A 20,444-nucleotide genomic window follows, 5' to 3' on the forward strand; every position below is an offset into this window, starting at 1 on the left:
CAATAAGTTTTAATTTCAAATTTTAACACGTTAAAACTTTATATATTTTTATATATAACGAATATACGGGATCTTTTTGTGTCTTTTAAATGGGGGTAATGATCGGATTGAATGCTTTTGATGACAGAGTAACCCTTTGTCCTATCCTTAAATCTTCAATCTCCTCTTTTGTCGAGACCACCTTCACCACATCCTGTCCCACCAAAATACTCACGATAAAAATGATATCGCTTTGAGCGATATCTACAATTTCACCCGTAAATTTGAACTTGCCGCTTATCCTGCTTCCGCCGAATATATCGTTTGGCGTTCCTTTTCTGAGCACTTTTCCTTCTGCAAGCTCCAGGACAAAATTTGCCAACTTGTAGACTTCGCTTATATCGTGACTGACTAAAATGGTAGTGAGATTAAAATATCTTTGGATTTTAAGCAGTTCATCTTGGAGTTTGGCTCTCATCACAAAATCAAGGGCCGAAAGAGGCTCGTCAAGAAGAAGTATTTTTGGCTCTCTCACCAATGCTCTTGCAAGCGCTACTCTTTGTTTTTGGCCTCCGGAAAGAGAATCCGGTTTTTCATTCGCTAGATTTGTTAACTCGGTAATTTCAAGTATCTCATCCGCTTTAAATGTTTTTTTCTTGTCTTCAAGCGCATAAAGGAGATTTTGTCTGACACTCATATTGGGGAAGAGGGCATAATCTTGAAAAACAAAACCGACTTTTCTTTTTTGCGGAGGAAGGTTGATTTTTTTGCTGCTGTCGTACCAAACTTCATCGCCTATTACTATTTTACCGCCGGTTGGCTCAAGCAGCCCTGCAATCATTTTCAAGATAGTACTTTTGCCTGCTCCGCTTTTTCCAAAAAGAACGGTAAGTTCGCCGTGATTGAGCTTGGTGTTGATCTCGAGCGGAATAATTCCGTCCGCACCTCTTAAATCTTTTGAAAGTATGAGTTCATTCATGATAGTTCGGCCTTTAGAAAGTGTTTATTGATTGCATAGACAAAAAGCAAAATAGCAAAAGAGATGATAAAAAGCGTAAGCGCATAGTGATTTGCAGCGCTATAATTTAATGATTCTACTTCATCATAAATGGCAATACTTGCCACCCTTGTTTCTCCTGAAATATTGCCCCCCATCATCAAAACTACACCAAATTCACCTACGGTGTGGGCAAAGGAGATGACAATGCCTGTAAGAAGTGAGGGGCGAATGTTGGGCAGCAGCGCTCGAAAAAGAACATTGATTTTGCTTTTGCCTAACGTGTAAGCGGCTTGTGCAAGATTTTTGGGCAATGCGGAAAATCCGCTTTGTATAGGATGCACCATAAAAGGGAGCGAAAAGAGAATAGAAGCGACCACAAGGCCTTCAAAGCTGAAGACCAATCTCAGGCCCAATGATTCATCCAGCCATTGCCCAAAGGCATTTTTGGGGCTGAAAAAAACAAGCATATAAAATCCAAGTACACTGGGAGGCAGTACTAAGGGCATAGAAACCACAGCTTCAAATACCGGCTTGAATCTGTTTTTTGTAGTAGCCAGGTAGTATCCAAGCGGTATTCCTATCATCAGCAGAAACAAAGTTGTCACGCCTGCCAGTTTGAAAGTAAGCGACATGGTCTGCATAAAGCTTTCTTCTATCATTTGGTGCCTTTTTGGAGGGTTACCTCGTTTGCTTTGACAAACCATAAAAACTCTTTGCCGGTTTGAATTTGAAGTCTTTGAAGTGACGAGGCGGTGATAATCGATATGATATCGTTTCCTTCAAAATCAAAAAAGACTTCGCTGAGAATCTCGCCTTGATTGATCTTTTTTACCGTAGAGACAAAAGCATTGCTGGCGCTTACGATAGATTCATTTGTCCCGATAATGACTTCGGCTTCTTTGAAAAGCACTTTGATCTCTTTGCCGATGGCGATATCGCCAAAAGAGTCTATATCGATGACGAGAGAGACAAAGGTATGACCTTTAAGATCAATTTCTATTTTTGATAGCTCGTTGACGGTTTGTATTTGTTTGATTTTGCCGTGCAATACATTCATTGGTTATCTTCCTGTTTGGAAATTTTTATTTGGATATCCAGCGGTTTGGCATGATACGGGGATGAGGTGACCAGAAAATCAACCCCGCACTGTGCATATGCATAGGCGTTTTGCACAGTGATGCCGCCTGTTGCAGAGAGCAGCAGATGCGGGTATTGGGATTTGAGCGATACACATTTTTTGAGAGTATCAAAATCCATTTTTTCGCACTGCAAAATGTCTGCTCCCAAAGAGGCAAAATAGCGTGCTTCTTCATAGGTATCCACTTCTACGGCCACTTTTTTTTCAATAAATTTTGTTTTGAGCTGTTTGAAATGTGCTTCAAGTTTTTGTTTCTCTTCCAAAAAAATCAAATGCTGTTTAAAAATCAAAATAGAATCATACACGCCCAGTCTGTGAACAGATCCTCCCCCTGCCAAAACCGCTTTGATCATCATCTCTTTGGTATTGGGGAAGTTTTTTCTTGTGGTTGCAACGGTGATGTTTGGGTTTGCTTTTCTTGCATGAAGGAGCATATGGTGCGTATAGGTAGCAATGCCGCTTAAATACTCCAATAAATTTTGGGATATTTTCCATGCATAATGAAGGTTTTGTGCATTTGAGGCGCACTCTAAAATCAAGCTGTTTTTTACGACAAAATCCCCGTCTTTTGCATGCAGTATAAATTCGATAGAGAGTTTATTTAAAATTTGGGTCACATAGTCCAGGCCGCAAATGATCATGTCGTCACGGGCGATACATTCCATTTTGCCTTTATGCTCTCCTATATCTAAACCATAGGTGGTGGCATCAAATATCTGTATGTCTTCATTCATTAAATTTTCTATATTCATTTTATGCTCCTTTTTTTAATTAATAACATTTTAAAAGCCGACACAATCAGCAAACACCCTAAAAACAGCTCTATAAATAAACCATTTGCATGTCCCAGCAGGAGTACTCCCAGAAATGCACCGATGATGGAACCTCCGGCCATACACAGTGCAAAATCTTTGTTGTTCGCTATTGGATCAAGACCTAATTTCTTATGGTATTTGTAAAGCGATACCAGCAGTGTGGGGATACTGATAAGCAGGCTTAAGCTTCCGGCCAGTTTTATGTCAACACCGTATATTAATACGATAGCAGGAATGATCAGCTCGCCCCCGGCAACCCCAAGCATACTGCTCACAAGTCCTATAAAATACCCGCAAACGACGCTTAAAAGAAAGCGTATCGGCGGTGAAAATCCAAGTTTAAAGTCGCTCTCGAGGCAAGAATGGAGCATTAAAACAATACCAAGAAACAATAAAAAGACAAAAACTATTTTCTTAAGCATTGCCTCGTCGACCCTTGAAACCAAATTGGCTCCAACATAAGAGCCATAAAGTGACCCCATCAGGATATTTAAAACAATAAAAACATGGGTCCAAACTGACAAAATGTCAACTTCAAAGGCCCTGAAAATCAATGAAAAAGCAACGGTTACCAAAGAAATGGCAAGGTTTATAACTATAGCGCTTTTTAAATCAAATTTAAAAACAATATTAAGCAAAGGCAGCCTAAATTCTGCACCGCCTAAACCTATAAGCCCGCCCAAAGACCCAATAGCTGCGCCGCTGATAAAACTATAAAAATTTTTCAAAAAGTATCTCCTAAAGATAAGCAAATTTTCTAAGCCCCAAAAAGAGGCCGATAGAAATCACACCCAAAAGAAGCGACAATACGATCGCCTTATCGATCTCCCCGCTAAAAGAGTAGTTGTAGATAGCTAAAGAGATCGTATCGGTTTTGCCTATGATGTTGCCTCCGAGCATCAGGGTGATACCGACCTCGCCGAGTGATCTTCCAAAGCCTAAAAAGACAGAGACCAAAATTACTTTTTTAATGTTGGGCAGCAGGACAAAAATAAGCGTATACAGCTTACTTTTGCCAAGCGTGTAAGAAGCCTCTGCATACCTTTTTGACTGTTCATCTATGGCGGCTTGAACGGGTTTTACCACCAAGGGCAATCCGGCCACAAAAGAGGCTATCAAAACGCCCGTCATGCTAAAGATAATCTCTATATCAAACCGGGCAAACAGTTGGCCTATGATCCCGTTTTTGCCAAAGAGCAAGAGCAAAAAAAACCCCAAAGCAATCGGAGGGAAAACGATCGGTATCGTGACGAAAATATCAACAATAGATTTAATAAAAGTTTTGCGTCCGCTCAAATAGTAGGCGATGCCGATCCCTAAAAACAGGTGCAATATAATCGTGGCGACGCTTACTTTAAGAGATAAAAGTGATGGTTGATAGAGCCATTCCATCGATCAAAGCCCTTGTTCGTTTAAAATATTTTTGGCTTTATCCGAAGATAAAAATTCTATTAAAGCGTCTGTTTGGGGACTTTGTCTTCCGCTGAGCACAACACCGATTATTTTAATGGGAGAGTAGAGATTTTTTTCTATTTCAATCATTTTTCCCACATTTTGTTTTATGCCAAGATAGTCACTCTTGTTAATAAAGCCGGCATCCAGGTCACCGCTTACAAGATATGAGCTCACTTGCGGGGCGGCCTGGAATACATTCAATTTGTTTTTGAGCGTATGATGCAGATTCGCATGGTTTAAAAATTCATCGGCAGCTTTTCCGTATATGGTTTTTTGGGTATCTGGCAATCCTATTTTTTTGATTGTCTCAAGCGACAACGCTTCAATATCGGAGACGTTTTGGTGATTTTTTGAAAAAACAAGCACCAAAGATCCCATGCCAAGTTCAATTTTTTGAGAATAATCTATTTTGAGTTTCTTGATAAAATCTTCATCGCCAACAAATACCGCTATCTTGTCACTGTATTTTATCTGTTTGGAAATTTGCTGCATATTGCCGTATATTTGATTGACTTTAATTTGTGTTTTTTGTTCAAAAACAGCGGAAAGCTCACTGATAGCTCTTTTGTATCCCGCTACACTTGCTATGTATATTTCATTTGCCGCTAAACCGGCAGATAGGGCAAGAAGCAGAAACAATGTTCTCATTGTGCTCTCCTGAAGCCATATTTTTCTAAAATGACTTGACCTTTTTCGGAAAGAACAAAGTGTGCAAACTCTTGTGCCAAGGGTTTATTTTTAGCATATTTCGTGAGCACAAAAGATTGATAAAGCGGGGCGTAGAGCGACTGGTCTACAAGTTTGTATACCCCCTTGGGAGCATTTGTTTCTTTTAGCAATGAAAACGCAATAAGTCCCATATCAGCAGCGCCGCTGTCTACAAAATGAATCGCCTGGGATAAATTCTCACCCAGAACAATTTTATGTCGGACAGCTTCAAGCAATGAAGCATTTTTGAGTACTTCCATGGCCGCTGTTCCATAGGGAGCCACTTTCGGATTTGCTATCGAGATCTTTTTTATTTTGTCAGTTGCTGCTGTTTTGATCCCTTCATCGATCAGTTTTTGATCCAGCGAATAAAAAGCCAACACGCCTATAGCGTACACCGTGGATGGGGTGATGGCATTGCCGTCGGCAACGATTTGTTCAGGGTATTTAGAATCAGCAGAGAAGAACATATCATAGCGCATGCCGCTGTTAAATTGCGTATAGGCTTTCCCGGAAGAGCCGGCATAAAATTTAATTTCATCGCCCTGTCTTTTTTTTAAAAATTCAGTTCGCAGTTCTTCCATTGCATATTTGGTTGCGGTTGCTCCAAAAATGTTTAGTTGATCGGCAAAAAGAGTTATGGAGCAAAGCATTAAGAATGATAGAATTGATTTTTTCATTGTTTTTCTCCTAGTTGTTTGATGACGCGCTAAAGCCATATTTTTTCATACTCTCAATGGCCTCTTTGGTTTCCATAAAATCATAAAATTTTCTTGCAAGCGGCAAGCTTGACCCCGCTTTTGTAATGCCGTATCCTTGAGTGAGCGGATCGTGAAGCCTGTCGTCTATGAGATAATAGGCATTGTGATCACTGTTTGCTATGGCCGGCGCACATGCAAGGGAGAGTGCGATGATACCTGCATCTGCCGCGCCATTTGCTATAAATCCGGCTGTCTGAGAGATATTTTCTCCCATCACGAGCTTTGATTTGATGTCATCATAGATACCGGCTTTTTGCATCGCCTGCTTTGCTTTTTCACCGTAAGGCGCATGGGTTGGGTTTGCAATGGCAATTTTTTGAGCCCATGAAGCTTGTAAATTTTCAAATCCGAGCTCCGGTTGAAAGTTTTTATGTTTGCTCCAAATGACAATCCTGCCAACCGCATAAAGCTTTGGCTTTGTAGCCACATCCCCCTTTGCATAAAGTTGCTCTACAAAATCCATATTTGCAGAGAAAAAGAGATGATAGGGGGCACCGTTTTCTATCTGGCGCATCCCTTTTCCTGATGAACCGTAAATGATTTCGATCTGATCTTTCGGATTTTGTACTAAAAACAAATTTTTAATACCATCTAGTGCAAACTTCAAATCGCTTGCCGCAAATACAGTTATCTTGTCTGCCGACAACATAGTGCATAACAGCATGCTTGTCAGTAACAATTTTTTAAACATTTGATCTCCTTGAATTAAAACAGATAATTAATTTCAAATCTCAAGTCCCTATAGGAAGGGTCATCCTTAGGTGAGCCGTCCATGGCAACCGTATCGTCTTTCCCGTCACTAAACCCCATACCTATTTTAGTAGAAAGATTTGGTGCGGATTTGTATGTCTTGATGAGATGTATCGTGAACACGTTGCTGTCTGCCTGCACTCCCGGCTTTGTGTCATCAAAATTTTGTATCGCGTAGCCGGCTTTGGCTTTTAGTCCCGAAATAAGCCCCGCTTTTCCAAAATCGTATTTGCCGTCTATTGCAGTTGTTTTGGTGTTTGCGTAGATGTTGTACTGTCCCATGAGTCTCGTGTAGCCGCTGGTTGGAAATTTTCTCCAGGGGGCGATGAGGTCTCCTTTGTCTCGAACCTGAGTGTAGCCTAACCCGATATCCCATACACCTTGCAACAGGTCGATTTTTGCACCAAACAGACCGCTGTCAAGACTATTTGGATCATCATAGCCGATGGTATTTGTGACGAGATTTGCACCGCCTATTTTGCCCGCCCCTTTGTCCATTTGATGCATGTATCGTAGTGAAGAAGTGATGTTTACGTTATTGTTAAGATGAAACGTATAGGCTCCATTGATGGTTGCTGAAGCGATCAGTTCAGGCACAGCAGTATAGTTAAACATCAGTTCGAGATCGGAGTTTACCGCATGTGCGGCTTCGAAGATAACAAGCCGGTCATCGATCCCCTCTGCCTGGAGCTTGGAGAGGGTCAGGCCTTGGTGCATGGCACTGTCATCATTGTCAGCCCAGCCGGCACCCAGCACTGTCGGATTGTCTCCGTAAGCAAGAAGATGATGGAATGTTTCATGATCTCTGAGTTTTTGACGCGTAAGATAGGCTGTTTTGACGGATAGGAAAGGAATATTTCCAGAGTGTAGCGTGATGCCTTCAAAGGTATTGGGAACCATTTTGGTGTCATTGCTTGCGGTTAAAAAGCTCTCAAATATCTGGCGGCCCGCCTTGATGGAGAGTTGTTTGTTTTTGTATTCCAGATACGACTGTGCAAAGGTGGCCAAATCAAACCTTCCTCCATGAAGCACTTCGAAGCGTGAAAAAAGATCTTTGCCTGACTTGACAAATCCGACATCTTCTGCATCCATATGCAAAGGATTGTAAGAGGTGTAAAGGCCCGCAGTGAAACCAAAACCGTCAAGATAGGCGCTTTTGTAAATCAAGCTGCTGCCAATTGCGGTTGCCCAGTTGTTTTGATTTTGATCGGTTTGTATTCCCCAATTCCATTTAAAGCTGTTCAGACGAAGTCTTCCGTAGAATATACCTTTCTCAAACATCTGTGTAAAAGTTTCTGCAGACCCAGGCAACTGGTTGTACACTTCTGTCATATTGGTTTTGAGTGTACGTTTAGGAATTTGGTCGGATGCATCGGCTATTTTTGTGTGCAGAAGGAGGATTGATACAATGAGGCAAAATCTAAAAATTGACATCATCCTCTCCTTTTTGCTCATTTTTAAAATCATATCGTTATATAACTTATAACATAACGATTTTTTAAAATATTTCAAGATCTTTTGATGATTTTTTGTACAGTATAGTTAATCTATATGGCTAATAATGCATTTGAAATATCAAACGAAGCCCAGATTTTATCTTTTAGGGCTAAAGACTGCTCTCTTAAATTTTCGGTTGGGATAGATGCGATAAGCGTCTGCTTTCCTTCAAGCAAGACTGTGACTTCGCTTTGTGCTTCATCTTCTTCAATGCATGTAATTGTCCCGTTCAGATAGTTTTTTGTCTCTTCCGGGGCAGCCGGTTTGGTTTTAAATAAAGAGATCCAAGCGGCTTTAAGCAAAACATAGAGTGCGGCCCCTTTTTGGATATCCATCTCTTTAAGGCTCTGCTTGGTGATTATAACAGCAACTTGTGTTTTGTCGTCTATCTTTATGATGAGTTTTGCCTGATTTTTGTTTGTTTTGATTTCTAAAACAGTGCCCAGAAGCTGATTTCTTGCGCTGGTTCGCAAAGTCAGTTTGGAGATAAAAGCGGAAAACTTATCGTTGTCATCAGTATAATGCTCGAGTGTTTCAAAAAAGAGATGCTGGGCATGCTCGATCTTTTTATAGAGGGTGATGTATTCTAGTCCTTTAGGGGTAAGGCGTGTGCCTCCGCCTCCTTTGCCTCCTGTGGAGCGTTCCACTAGCGGTTCTTCGGAGAGTTTGTTGATCGCATCGATGGCATCCCAGGCAGCTTTGTAGCTCATTTTCATGATTTTGGCAGCGCCGGAGATGGAGCCCGTTTGATGAATATGTTCAAGCAGTTCAATGCGCCCTCTGCCTAAAAAATTTTGTTTGGCTTTGCTGATCCAAAGTCTTCCGTCGATATGGTTATGCATGAATACCCTTGCTTTTTTGATCCGGTATGGGGAGTAAATAAATGAATATCGAAAAATACAATTGATAAAAAACAATTCAAATTTTTCATTTATCAAGTATGTATATCAATTTATGGATTGAAAAAGTATAGCAAAAAGAAGATTTTTTTACAATAGTGTAAGTGGTGACCCCACGGAGACTCGAACTCCGGTAACATGGATGAAAACCATGGATCCTAACCGCTAGACGATGGGGCCAAAACTATTTAAAGAAAAAACAAGTTAAAATGGTGACCCCACGGAGACTCGAACTCCGGTAACATGGATGAAAACCATGGATCCTAACCGCTAGACGATGGGGCCATTACAACTTGTGGACGAAATTATATAAATTGAGCGCTTAAAAAACTCTTAAAGTGAGAAAATTTAAACAAAAAAGGAAAAAACATTGAAAATAGTATCTTTTGTATTTTTTATAATGGGTATATTCTTTCTTGGCGCGTGCGCACCCAAACAGTATATAAAACAAAATGCGGCCCTGATTATTTTTAAAACACCGGCATTTCAGTATGCTGATTTGGGATTTATTTACGAGAATAAAGAGGAAACAAAAGTAGAAATTTACAGTAATGCTCAACCATTAATGTCGCTTAAAATATTAAAAGAAACAATTTGTATGAGTTTTTTGAAATGCATGTCCAAAGAGACATTCAATCAAAAAGTACTAAGTGCCTACTATCCTCAAGATACCCTTGCGCATATTTTTCACGGAAAACCTATTTTTGAACAGACGGGATTAGAAAAAAATCGTAACGGCTTTACGCAAAAAATCGTAAGTCCAAAAAAATATGACATTTTTTATAGTGTTTTAAATGATGAAATTATTTTCCGTGATACAATCAACCAAATACTCATCAAGGTGAAAAAACAATGAAATTTGTAGGCGCGCACGTCAGCATAAGCGGAGGGATAGAAAATGCTCCTTTAAATGCCAAAGCTATCGGGGCAAAAGCTTTTGCCCTTTTTACAAAAAACCAAAGACAGTGGGCAGCAAAATCTTTGCTGCAAGAAAATATTGATGCTTTTCATCAAAATCTAAAACTCGCAGGCATTCTGCCCAAACATGTGCTTCCGCATGACAGTTATCTGATTAATCTGGGGCATCCTGAAGCCGACAAGCTTGAAAAATCCCGCGAAGCATTTATCGATGAACTGGAGCGCTGCGGTATATTGGGGCTTGACAAACTCAATTTTCACCCCGGTTCGCATTTGACAAAGATTAATAAAAAAGATCCTTTATATGATGCGTTGTTGGCAGATGCGGAACAATCCTGCCTGGACGTGATAGCTGAATCAATGAACAGGGCCATAGAGGCAACCAAGGATTCCGGCGTCAAGCTTGTGATAGAAAATACTGCCGGCCAAGGCAGCAATCTTGGGTATAAGTTTGAACAGTTGGGGTATCTAATCGATAAAATTGATGACAAAAGCCGTGTAGGGGTCTGTTTGGATACCTGTCACACCTTCACGGCAGGCTATGATCTGCGCACCAAAGAGAGCTATAATGAAACAATGGAGGCATTTGAACGCATTGTTGGATTCAAATTTCTTAGCGGTATGCATCTTAATGACTCTAAGCCAAAACTGGGCTCAAGAGTGGACAGGCATGCTTCTTTGGGCCAAGGGGAGCTTGGCTGGGATACGTTTGAATGGATTATGAATGATCCGCGTATGGATGACATTCCTTTGATACTCGAAACGATCGATGAATCTCTTTGGGCAGAGGAGATCAGAGGATTGTATGCGCTGATCAAATAATATAGATAAAATGAGTTGCCATAAAGGAGGGCAAGGGGGATGAATACAACAAAAGGGTGGATACTGAGTGTTATGACAGGCACGATGGCTATGGCAGGAGGGTATAAGATCCCTGAGCAGTCGCTTAATTCGATGGCTTTGGGAGCGGCATATGTTGCCCATACCACTGAAGCGGATACGGCATATTTTAATCCTGCAAACATGAGTTTTATGAACGAATCGCAATACGTTGAGGGAGGTCTGACGCTGGCGCATCTTCCTTCAAATATTTATACGCTGATTGATCCGTATTCAGGGGAGTCTAAGACGGAAGATATCCTTATTCCCCACTTTCATTATGTATCCGCATCTGCAGGAGATTTTAGGTGGGGGGCAAGCTTGACGGTACCTGCGGGGTTGACAAAACGCTGGGATACGCCTTATCAAAAACTGTATGCCAAAGAGTTTACACTGAAAGTTTTAGAATTTAATCCATCGCTTTCCTATAGGGTGTCGGATCATTTGAGTATGGGCGGAGGAGTAAGATTTGTTTACAGCGAAGGGACGGTGAAAAGCGAAGGGGATGTTTCACGGGACATGGAAGGCGATACGTTTGAGACAGGATACAATCTGGCACTGGCATACAAGCCTGTTCCGGATGTCGATTTTGCAGCAACATACCGATCCAATATCGATCTTAATGAAGAAGGAACCGCAAAACTTTTTTACGGAAGCGCTTTGCTTTACAACGGCGATGCAAGCGTTTCGGTTCCTCTGCCCGCTTCGCTCAATATCGCCATCAGCAAAACATGGCAAGAAAAGTTCACTTTAGAATTCAATTATGAAAAAACCTATTGGTCAAAGTATAAGACATTGGATTTTAAATATGGCGGCACAGATATTGGGCCATTGACACCTTATTTTGATGACCCTATTGCCAAAAACTGGAAAGATACCGATACCTTTAGGATCGGAGCAACCATAAAAATGGACAATCAGTTGACAGCCATGTTCGGTTTTGCAATTGATGAGACCCCCGTTCCCGTAGAGACCGTCGGTTTCGAATTGCCCGACAGCGATGCCAAGATCTTTTCGATGGGATTTCGCTATCGGCAAACAGACAATCTTTCATGGGGTGCTGCATTTCTTTATGACAGCAAAGAGAGTTTTTCTGTGCCCGCAGGCGTTAATCCAAATGCGGTACTTGCAAATGGCGGAAGCTTTGATGAAGGAGGAGCTTTCTTGACGACCATAGGAATTTCTTACGAGTATTGATATGGATGAAGTGTTTAATAATTTTTATGAGCTGATCTCTTTTAGAGCACAAAAGGACAGAAGAAAAGTAGCGCTTCTTATTGATGAAGAAAAAATCAGGTATGGCCAGCTGCTTGAAAAAATAGATGCGTTTGCAGGATTTTTGGCACATAAGGGCATTAAAAAAGGCGATAAGATCGCACTTTTTTTGCGCAACTGTCCAGAGTTTATCTATAGTGTTTTTGCTGCTTCAAAAGTCGGGGCTATTGTTGTGCCGATCAATACTTTTCTAAAAGAAGAAGAACTTTCTTATATTCTTGAAAACAGCAAAACGACCATACTGATAGCTTCTGCAGCTTATGAAAAAATAGTGAAAGCAAGTCGTGCTTATGCACTATGCGCAAATGTGATATGGGAAGGGGATCTTGAAACAAAGAGCAATTTTGATTGCGAATACAAAGAGGCTATAAATTCAACATTTCATGTATCACAAGCAGGCACGACACCCGAAGATATAGCGGTGGTCATCTACACCTCCGGGACTACCGGCAAACCAAAAGGGGCGATGCTAAGCTATAAAAATATTTTTTCCAATACTCGCTCAGGAACAATTACAATCAATGTTACGTCCAAAGATCGAGCCATTGTTTTTTTACCGATGTTTCATTCTTTTACTTTTTCTATAGGGGTAATGCTGCCGTTGTATGTGGGGGCAAGCATTGTCATCATCAAATCCATACAGCCTTTTTCAAATATTTTTAAACAGGTATTGCTTAAACGTGTAACCATTTTCTTCGGAATACCTGATGTATACAATGCGCTTTCAAAAACAAAACTGCCTTGGTATTTTATGTGGTTTAACTGTGTGCGCGCTTTTATTTCCGGAGCAGCGCCCTTACAGCCCAAAACGCTTGATGCAATGGCAAGCAAATTTAAAAAAGCAGTTTTGCTCGAAGGGTATGGTTTAAGCGAAGCATCACCCGCGGTCAGTATAAATACATTTAAAAAACAAAAAGCCGGATCAGTAGGAACGGCGCTATACGGGTATGAGATAAAGATTGTAGATGAAAATCTGGTTGAAGTGCCACGGGGTGCAACGGGTGACATTATCGTCAAGGGGGATAATGTCATGAAGGGCTATCTTGGGCTCCCGGAAGCTACAGCCCAGACCATCGTCAATGGGTGGCTGCTTACCGGCGATATGGGGTATATGGACGAAGAGGGATTTTTGTTTATTGTTGACAGAAAAAAAGATTTGATCATCTCAAAAGGAATTAACATTTACCCGCGTGAGGTTGAAGAGGTAATCAACGGCTTTAAAGGAATCGCTGCTTCTGCAGTAATAGGGGCAGAAGATGAAAAAAGCGGCGAAATACCTATAGGGTATTTGGAACTTGAAGAAGAACTCGATCACATAGACGAAGCAGAGCTTAAAGCCTATGTGCGTCAACACCTTGCCGATTATAAGATACCTAGACAATTTCATATTGTCAAGGCATTGCCCAAAAATGCAACGGGAAAAGTGCTAAAGCGCGCATTAAAAGAGCAACTAAAAGAAAAGCATTTGTTTGAAGATTCGGGAGTTATTAAAGCGATCGTCAATGCCAGACTGTTTCTTGAGGAGGAGATAATAGAAGGAAAAGTATTGCTTTTTGGCAAGAAGATTGTCGGTATTGTCGACGTGCCTCCTGAAAATATAGAGATCATTGATGCAAAAGGGGCTTGCGTGAGCGCAGGTTTTATCGATTTGCATATTCATGGCTCTGGTGGCGCGGATGTCATGGATGCCACACCTTTGGCATTGGAAACGATCTCTTCAACACTTCCGCAGACGGGCACAACCTCTTTTTTGGCTACAACGATGACGATGTCAACAGAAGCGATATGCAATGCTTTGAAAAATATTCAAGCAAGCAAACAAAAGGTAAGCGGCGCAAAGATATTGGGAGCGCATTTGGAAGGGCCATTTATCAATCCCTTAAAGCATGGCGCACAAAATAAGGCATACGTGCAAACACCCAATACGGCATGGATTGAGGCATATGCGGATGAGGTGAAAATGATTACGCTTGCTCCTGAAGTGGAAGGAGCACAAGAGTTTATTCGGTATATTGCAAAACAATATCCTTATATTGTTTTAAGCATTGGGCATAGTGATGCAAGCTATGAACAAACCAAAGCAAGTTTTGCGCAAGGCATTTCTCATGCGACACACCTCTTTAATGCAATGAACGTTTATCATCACAGAAAACCGGGTGTCGTCGGCGCTGTATTTGATGCGGACGTTACATGTGATATTATTGCAGACTTGGTACATACGCATCCTTCTGTCTTGGCGCTTACATATCGGCTTAAAAAAGATAAACTGATCCTTGTTTCTGATGCAATGCGCGCAGGATGCATGAAAAACGGGACATATGATTTGGGCGGACAAAAGGCGGAGGTTTCAAAAGGAAAAGCGTTGCTCGAAGACGGCACGCTCGCGGGCAGCGTATTAAGGCTGAATGAGGCATTGAAAAATATGATAACCTTTACTCCCATGACGCCGCTGGAAGCAGTGAGGAGCGTGACAGCGCTTCCCGCCCAAAAGCTCAGCATAAAAAAGGGAGCACTTAAAGCGGGGTATGATGCAGATATAGTGATGTTTGATGAAGATTTTAGTATCATGCTAACAGTCATTGACGGAGAAGTAAGCTATCAAAGGGGATAAATGTTTGGATTTTTTAAGCGCAAAGCAAGGGAGATAAAGTCTCCCGTAGATGGAATGGTGGTAGCACTTGAAAGTGTCAAGGATGATGTTTTTTCCCAAAAAATGGTGGGAGACGGGGTGGCTGTGATACCAATGTCTGAGATATTTACAGCACCTATTGACGGCGTGGTCGTAAAAATTTTCCCAACCAATCATGCCTATAGCATTAAATCAGATAAAGACTTGACTGTTATGGTACATATTGGTTTGGATACGGTTGAGTTAGAGGGAAGAGGGTTTGAGCGCCTTGTCAATGAAGGGGATACCGTTTCTTGCGGGGACGCGATCATTCGGGCAGATCTGCCTTATTTGCGCCAACATGCAAAAGATATCATCACGCCGGTTATTATTTCTGATGAAAGTGATGTTAAAAAGATCGAAAAAAAATACACTATTGTCAAAAGCGGCGATAGTATAATGGAAGTAATGTGATACCGGAAGTTGACAGCTATTACCACTATATTGCATATGCAGTTATTGTTGTTGTTTTCTTTTTGGTCTTAAAGTTGCCTAAAAAGAAAGATTAACGCTTTAGTGCCTCTTTGATCGATTCGGCAATATGTTGCGCTTTTGTGCCAAGCACGATCTGGATAGATGTATCGTCAGGCCGTATTACTCCTTTGGCTCCCAATGCTATAAATGCTTTTTCATTAAGCCCCTTGTTTTGTTTGAGACGCATTCTTAGCCTTGTAATGCATGCATCTGTATGGATAATATTGTCTGCTCCTCCCAATGCATTGATAAAGGCCAAAGCTTCATTGCCGGCTTGGGGCTTGGGTGTTTCTGCGGATTCTTCAAATAGTTTCAGCCTAAAATATTTGATAACGTAATAGCTGACAACAAAATAGATAAGCGCAAATACTATTCCCAGCGGAAGGATAAGCAGTGGGCGGGTAGCAAGTGTATAGTTGATGAGATAGTCTATAAATCCTGCAGAAAAACCAAAGCCCGCATGGATATCAAGTAACTGCGCCAAGGCAAGTGCCAAGCCTGTGAGGAGCGCATGCACAATAAAAAGAAAAGGCGCTTCAAACAAAAATAAAAATTCCATAGGCTCGGTAATTCCTGTAAGAAAAGAGGTAAAAGCAACACCTCCTAAAAGTGCTCCTGCCTTTTTTCGATATGCTTTTGCTGTACCAAGGTACATTGCCAGCGCCATGCCTGGCAATCCAAACATCATGACTATGTAAAATCCCGACATATACACGCCGGCAGTTTTGTCTCCTGCAAAAAAACGGTGCAGATCGCCGTGCGCAATGATCTCTTGACCTTCTTTGATGTAGCTGTAATCGCCCAATTGAAACCAAAAAACAGAATTAAGAATATGGTGCAATCCTAAAGGAATAAGCAGACGATTGAGAGTGCCGTAGATAAAGGTACCCCATGCCTCCAGCCCTATAATTGCGCTGGAAAACGTATCGATACCGCTTTGAGCATAATGCCAAAAATACCCGGCCAGCACCCCCACAAAGATCGCAGCAAAAGAAGTGACAATAGGTACAAAGCGTTTGCCTCCAAAAAAACCGAGATACTCGGGAAGTTTGATATCATGAAAGCGATTGTAAAGACTGCCTGCAAGTACGCCGATGATGATGCCTATAAATACACCCATGTTGACGTTCTCATCGATGTTTACATAGACTGCTTTGGCTATCAGTACGCCTATTGCACCAGAAAGCGCAGCGGCTCCGTCGTGGTTTTTGGAAAGTCCATAGGCGATTCCGACACCGAAAAGAAGATCAAGATTGGTAAACACAGCATCTCCGGCACTTTTCATCACCGAAGCTATTTGTCCGTCAAAAATGTCACCAAAGCCCAAACGAAGCAATAGTGCCGCAACGGGCAGTACCGCTATGGGGGTCATCAAGGCTTTGCCGATACGCTCAAACAGGCTAAACATGCCGTATCTCCTCTTTAACGGTGCTGATCATTTTGGGAGAGACGCTCAATGTCTCGATCCCTAGAGTTATCAGTTTGGGTATTGCCTTAGCCTCTGAGGCAAGTTCTCCGCAGAGGCTAAGAGGTTTAGCAGCTTCTTTGACAATCTTTTCCAGCACATCAAAAAGTATGCTCGAATGCGCATCGAGTTTAAGCGTGGGGTGGGTACGCTCAACGGCAAAAAGATATTGGCTTAGGTCATTGGTGCCGATCGAATAAAAATCAACTACACTATTGAACCGCTGCAGCAAAAAGAGTACCGAAGGAACCTCTATCATAATGCCAAATTGGATAGAAGAGATATCAAGTTCATGCTTTTGAGCGATGCGATAGGCAAACGCTTTGGCTTCAATAAACTCCTCTACTTGAGCAACCATCGGGAACATAATTTTTATAGGTTTTTTTTGTGCAGCAACAAAAATGGCATGCAGTTGTTCTTCAATGATTTCAGGATGTGTCCGGAAAAGACGTATGCCCCGTACGCCCAAGAAAGGATTGTTCTCATGCGGGAGCCGGATGTACGGCAATGCTTTGTCTCCTCCTATATCCAGTGTACGAACAGTAATGTTGTCAAAGAGGGCAAAGATCTCCTTATAGGCGTGCACTTGAGTCTCAAACGAGGGTTTTACCTGGGTAAATAAAAATTCACTGCGCAAAAGACCGATGCCTTCGGCGCCTTCTTCTTTGGCTTCTTTGGCACTTTTGACATCCGAGACATTGGCAAGAAGATGAATTGGTTTGCCTTGTGTGGTGAGCGCCTTTTTGAAACGTTGAGACCGGATATGTCTTTTTGTGCGTTTATTCTTTTGTAAACGCTCTGTCGCTTTTTGTAAATCATTTTGGCTTGGTGTGTAAATCAGTACCCCGGCATAGGCATCCAATACAATCACATCAGGAACAAGAGTACACTCTGTATCGTCGGGTAAGGCAAGGATAAGCGAAGGTATCCCTGCTGCGCGCAGCAAAATAGCAGCATGTGAACGTAAAGAGGATTTCTTAAGGATGACACCTTGCACCCGGCTTTGTGTCAACTGCTCTATTTGGTTAGGAAGAAGATCCTCTGCAAAAAGAATAAAAGGTGTTGCCGGAAGTACCATTTTTTCTTCTATTCCCAAATGTTTTTTCACGCGCCAAAGGAGATCTTGGTAGTCGCTTATTTTGGCTTTCATCGAAGTTTCCCCAAGAGAACATGAAGCCTGTTGAACGGCATCCTCAAAATCTTCCAGCGTATTATTTTTTTGTGTCAATGTTTTGAGTAGTTCTTTTTGTGCAAGATAGATACTCGCATCAGGTGTTGTTTGGTGTAGGGTGTGCAGCATGTCAAGCTCCTGCAGGCTATTTTTGAGAGCCTCTTGAAAGCCTAAGCTGTTTTGTGTCGATACCTCTTGTGTCGTATGCTCATACAGCTTGGCTATAGCAATGCCTTCTGCGATGATGTCTCCTTCGAGAATTTTTCCTTCATAGGCAATCTTTTCTTTTTGTATCGGGTGTATTTCCTGGTCGTTTTGCATGAGAAAAGAAAACTGTTTTGTCAAGGCCTCAAGCGCTTCTTCTGCTTTTCTGCCTTGAGTGATAAGCGTAAAGCAGTCTTGTGTGTCCAGAGAAAGCGAAAGCAGCGCATTAATGTTTTTGGCATCGACTTTTTTATCCTTAAAAGAGGCGAAAATACTGCATGGAAACTGTTTTGCCGTACTGGCAAAAGAAGCCACGGGCCGCAGATGAAATCCATTAGCTGATGTAACGCACAGGTGCGCTTGATAGGGTTTATAAAAAATTGTAGTTAAAAATGACATTTATATATTATTATCGCATAGGCTTATGGTGTACTTTTGGTACACGGCATAAAGAGAGTACGGTTTAAATATAAAGATATATTTACCGCATCCGTCAGCCTGTGCATACTTTATTCCTTAAGGATGGGGTGTCTTAGTCAAAGTATAGCAAATCTTTGTTATACTCAAAGAAAAAATAGGAATTTTAGTGAAACACCTTATTGATTTCATCGAAACAAAAGATGTCTGCAAAGCATCGATTTACGAGCACCTTAAATGCACCAAAGAGGAGGCGGAGCTCATTCAATATGTGTGTAAACGCTATGTCAAAGGACTTGAAGAGGTTTCCGTGCTGGAGATGCTCCAGGAAATTTTTTCAGAGAAAGATTATATTTATCTTAAGAAGCTGGCATTAATAAAAAATCTTTTGGATTTAGGATGGATTATTCAAATCAGTTTCGGGCAGATAAAAGCCCATGAAGCGTCACAGCTTGAATTGCTGAATGTCTCGATAGCCCCGAGTATCTCTTTGCTGCGTTTGCTTGAAGAGGGCTCTTTGGAAATATTTCTTCCGGAAGTGAAACCCTATACGGATCATCTTGAATACCTTCAGGACCAGTTTGACATGGTAGCACTGCTTCATAAAATAGCCACATACAAACAAGGGCTTGCAGACAATTCGCTCAGTATCGGACGCTTGAAAAACAAGTTGACTCTTTTGACTGCACGCATAGAAGAGCGCGTGAAGATGACCCAAACACCTATTGTTGTTGAGGAGTTTTTTAAAGAAAAAGGACTGGATGAAAAAGAAAAACGCCTTTTTTTGGCACTTCTTAAAGAGGAGTATAGCGGGGGTGAGGGGCATTTTAGAGATATGAATACGCTTATAGAGCTTATCAGTTTTGATGAATATGAGAAGATAAAAAACCGTGCATTGCTTGAAGACGGGGCAAAACTTATCACCGAAGATATTATTGACTATGAAGAGATTCTCAATATGTTCGGAGGAGTGAGCCGTTCATTTTACCTTCAAGAAGAGGTAATGCAGCGCATCATTCATCCCACTAAAAATAAAAAAGTTACCAAACTCAAGCTGGACGCCTTGGTTCAAGAGCAGGAACTTTTCGAATACCTTAAGCCCGTCACAACACTTGATGATGTGGTATTGCATCCCAAAACAAGAGAGACGCTCAATACGCTGATCAAACAGGTGGACAAAGAGGTATTTAAAAAACTCAAAGAGTGGGGAATAAAAGATAAACGCAAGGGGATCGATGCGCGCATTATTTTTTATGGCCCTCCGGGTACGGGAAAGACAATGACGGCAATGAGTTTGGCAAAAACACTCAAAAAGCCTATTTTGTCTTTTGACTGCTCAAAAATCCTTTCAATGTATGTAGGAGAGAGCGAAAAAAATGTGCGCAGAATATTTGATGATTTTAAAGAGTTAAGCCAAAAAGCTAAAGTTGAACCGATATTGCTGCTTAATGAAGCCGATCAGTTTTTGGGTTCAAGAAGTGAAGGCCTGGCAAGCAGTGCAGATAAGATGCATAACCAGATGCAAAATATTTTTCTTGAACAGATAGAAAAATTTGAAGGTATACTTATTGCTACAACCAATCTGCTCGGCAATATTGATAAAGCTTTTTCACGCCGTTTTAACCATAAAATAGAATTTAAAAAACCGGGCAAAAGAGAACGGTTGAAACTGTGGCAGTTTATCCTTCCGCAAAATGCAGAATATGAAGAAGGCTTTGACGTCAATATGCTTGCGGTACATGAGCTTACCGGCGGGCAGATCAGCCTTATTGTTAAAAATACAGCATATAAAGTGGCTGTACGCGAAGAGAGTCTTTTTGCAATGCAGGATTTTCTCGAAGAGATAGAAAAAGAAATGGGCTCTAGTTTCGAAGGAGAGAAGAGCATGGGATTTAAAATCTGATTTTTAGATAGATTTTTAAAACTTTTTCTTTGTTTCACATGGTTACATACCTAAAACTAATTTTTTAA

At 41.3% G+C, this 20,444-nt stretch carries 19 protein-coding genes, 2 tRNA genes and 1 pseudogene; 7 read left to right on the forward strand and 15 right to left on the reverse strand.

What is annotated here, in order from left to right; all coding sequences use genetic code 11:
- Positions 1 to 85: 85 nt before the first annotated feature.
- The 13 genes from CFH81_07605 to CFH81_07665 form a co-directional block, all read right to left on the reverse strand.
- The gene (locus CFH81_07605) at positions 86 to 958 is read right to left on the reverse strand and encodes a molybdenum ABC transporter ATP-binding protein (protein DAB40069.1); all 873 of its coding nucleotides are present in this window, start codon (positions 956 to 958) and stop codon (positions 86 to 88) included.
- Positions 955 to 1,638 (reverse strand): molybdate ABC transporter permease subunit, encoded by a 684-nt coding sequence (gene modB / locus CFH81_07610; GenBank protein ID DAB40070.1) that lies wholly within the window; start codon positions 1,636 to 1,638, stop codon positions 955 to 957. The genes CFH81_07605 and modB (CFH81_07610) overlap by 4 nt, the downstream gene beginning before the upstream one ends.
- On the reverse strand, positions 1,635 to 2,036 hold the full coding sequence (locus CFH81_07615) for a molybdenum-pterin-binding protein (GenBank protein ID DAB40071.1): 402 nt from the start codon (positions 2,034 to 2,036) through the stop codon (positions 1,635 to 1,637). Before CFH81_07615 ends, modB (CFH81_07610) begins: the two co-directional genes overlap by 4 nt.
- Entirely contained in the window at positions 2,033 to 2,863 is an 831-nt protein-coding gene (gene modD, locus CFH81_07620; protein DAB40451.1) for a ModD protein, read from the reverse strand. The genes CFH81_07615 and modD overlap by 4 nt, the downstream gene beginning before the upstream one ends.
- 2 nt (positions 2,864 to 2,865) lie before the next feature.
- On the reverse strand, positions 2,866 to 3,660 hold the full coding sequence (locus CFH81_07625) for a permease (GenBank protein ID DAB40072.1): 795 nt from the start codon (positions 3,658 to 3,660) through the stop codon (positions 2,866 to 2,868).
- Positions 3,661 to 3,670: 10 nt separating this feature from the next.
- Positions 3,671 to 4,324 (reverse strand): molybdate ABC transporter permease subunit, encoded by a 654-nt coding sequence (gene modB / locus CFH81_07630; protein DAB40073.1) that lies wholly within the window; start codon positions 4,322 to 4,324, stop codon positions 3,671 to 3,673.
- A gap of 3 nt (positions 4,325 to 4,327) precedes the next feature.
- Entirely contained in the window at positions 4,328 to 5,035 is a 708-nt protein-coding gene (modA, locus tag CFH81_07635) for a molybdate ABC transporter substrate-binding protein (GenBank protein DAB40074.1), read from the reverse strand.
- Entirely contained in the window at positions 5,032 to 5,775 is a 744-nt protein-coding gene (gene modA, locus CFH81_07640; GenBank protein DAB40075.1) for a molybdate ABC transporter substrate-binding protein, read from the reverse strand. Before modA (CFH81_07640) ends, modA (CFH81_07635) begins: the two co-directional genes overlap by 4 nt.
- A gap of 10 nt (positions 5,776 to 5,785) precedes the next feature.
- The gene (modA, locus tag CFH81_07645; protein DAB40076.1) at positions 5,786 to 6,547 is read right to left on the reverse strand and encodes a molybdate ABC transporter substrate-binding protein; all 762 of its coding nucleotides are present in this window, start codon (positions 6,545 to 6,547) and stop codon (positions 5,786 to 5,788) included.
- Positions 6,548 to 6,561: 14 nt separating this feature from the next.
- On the reverse strand, positions 6,562 to 8,073 hold the full coding sequence (locus CFH81_07650) for a hypothetical protein (GenBank protein ID DAB40077.1): 1,512 nt from the start codon (positions 8,071 to 8,073) through the stop codon (positions 6,562 to 6,564).
- 80 nt (positions 8,074 to 8,153) lie between these two features.
- Entirely contained in the window at positions 8,154 to 8,945 is a 792-nt protein-coding gene (locus CFH81_07655) for a molybdenum-dependent transcriptional regulator (protein DAB40078.1), read from the reverse strand.
- A gap of 162 nt (positions 8,946 to 9,107) precedes the next feature.
- Positions 9,108 to 9,182, reverse strand: a tRNA-Glu gene (locus tag CFH81_07660).
- Between the two features lie 30 nt (positions 9,183 to 9,212).
- Positions 9,213 to 9,287 (reverse strand) — tRNA-Glu (locus tag CFH81_07665).
- 115 nt (positions 9,288 to 9,402) lie between these two features.
- Between CFH81_07665 and CFH81_07670 the strand changes: the two genes are divergently transcribed.
- The 6 genes and pseudogenes from CFH81_07670 to CFH81_07695 all read left to right on the forward strand — a co-directional run bounded on the left by CFH81_07670 (position 9,403) and on the right by CFH81_07695 (position 15,156).
- Positions 9,403 to 9,858: a hypothetical protein gene (locus tag CFH81_07670; protein DAB40452.1), complete on the forward strand. Its 456-nt coding sequence runs from the start codon at positions 9,403 to 9,405 to the stop codon at positions 9,856 to 9,858.
- On the forward strand, positions 9,855 to 10,742 hold the full coding sequence (locus tag CFH81_07675) for a deoxyribonuclease IV (protein ID DAB40079.1): 888 nt from the start codon (positions 9,855 to 9,857) through the stop codon (positions 10,740 to 10,742). The genes CFH81_07670 and CFH81_07675 overlap by 4 nt, the downstream gene beginning before the upstream one ends.
- A gap of 39 nt (positions 10,743 to 10,781) precedes the next feature.
- Positions 10,782 to 11,996 (forward strand): long-chain fatty acid transporter, encoded by a 1,215-nt coding sequence (locus CFH81_07680; GenBank protein DAB40080.1) that lies wholly within the window; start codon positions 10,782 to 10,784, stop codon positions 11,994 to 11,996.
- A 1-nt stretch (position 11,997) separates the two neighbouring features.
- A pseudogene (locus CFH81_07685) lies at positions 11,998 to 13,542 on the forward strand (long-chain fatty acid--CoA ligase).
- A gap of 18 nt (positions 13,543 to 13,560) precedes the next feature.
- On the forward strand, positions 13,561 to 14,685 hold the full coding sequence (gene nagA, locus CFH81_07690; protein ID DAB40453.1) for an N-acetylglucosamine-6-phosphate deacetylase: 1,125 nt from the start codon (positions 13,561 to 13,563) through the stop codon (positions 14,683 to 14,685).
- Entirely contained in the window at positions 14,686 to 15,156 is a 471-nt protein-coding gene (locus CFH81_07695; GenBank protein ID DAB40081.1) for a PTS N-acetylmuramic acid transporter subunit IIBC, read from the forward strand.
- A 91-nt stretch (positions 15,157 to 15,247) separates the two neighbouring features.
- On the opposite strand, the gene CFH81_07700 is transcribed toward CFH81_07695, so the two are convergent.
- Both CFH81_07700 and CFH81_07705 read right to left on the reverse strand, forming a co-directional pair.
- Positions 15,248 to 16,624 (reverse strand): PTS sugar transporter, encoded by a 1,377-nt coding sequence (locus tag CFH81_07700; GenBank protein DAB40082.1) that lies wholly within the window; start codon positions 16,622 to 16,624, stop codon positions 15,248 to 15,250.
- Positions 16,617 to 18,455: a PTS fructose transporter subunit IIBC gene (locus tag CFH81_07705; GenBank protein ID DAB40083.1), complete on the reverse strand. Its 1,839-nt coding sequence runs from the start codon at positions 18,453 to 18,455 to the stop codon at positions 16,617 to 16,619. The genes CFH81_07700 and CFH81_07705 overlap by 8 nt, the downstream gene beginning before the upstream one ends.
- Before the next feature lie 187 nt (positions 18,456 to 18,642).
- Between CFH81_07705 and CFH81_07710 the strand changes: the two genes are divergently transcribed.
- Complete coding sequence (locus CFH81_07710; protein DAB40084.1) at positions 18,643 to 20,376, forward strand: AAA family ATPase; 1,734 nt, start codon at positions 18,643 to 18,645, stop codon at positions 20,374 to 20,376.
- The last annotated feature ends 68 nt before the right edge of the window (positions 20,377 to 20,444 follow it).

The sequence above is a fragment of the Sulfurovum sp. UBA12169 genome (assembly GCA_002742845.1).
GTDB lineage: Bacteria > Campylobacterota > Campylobacteria > Campylobacterales > Sulfurovaceae > Sulfurovum.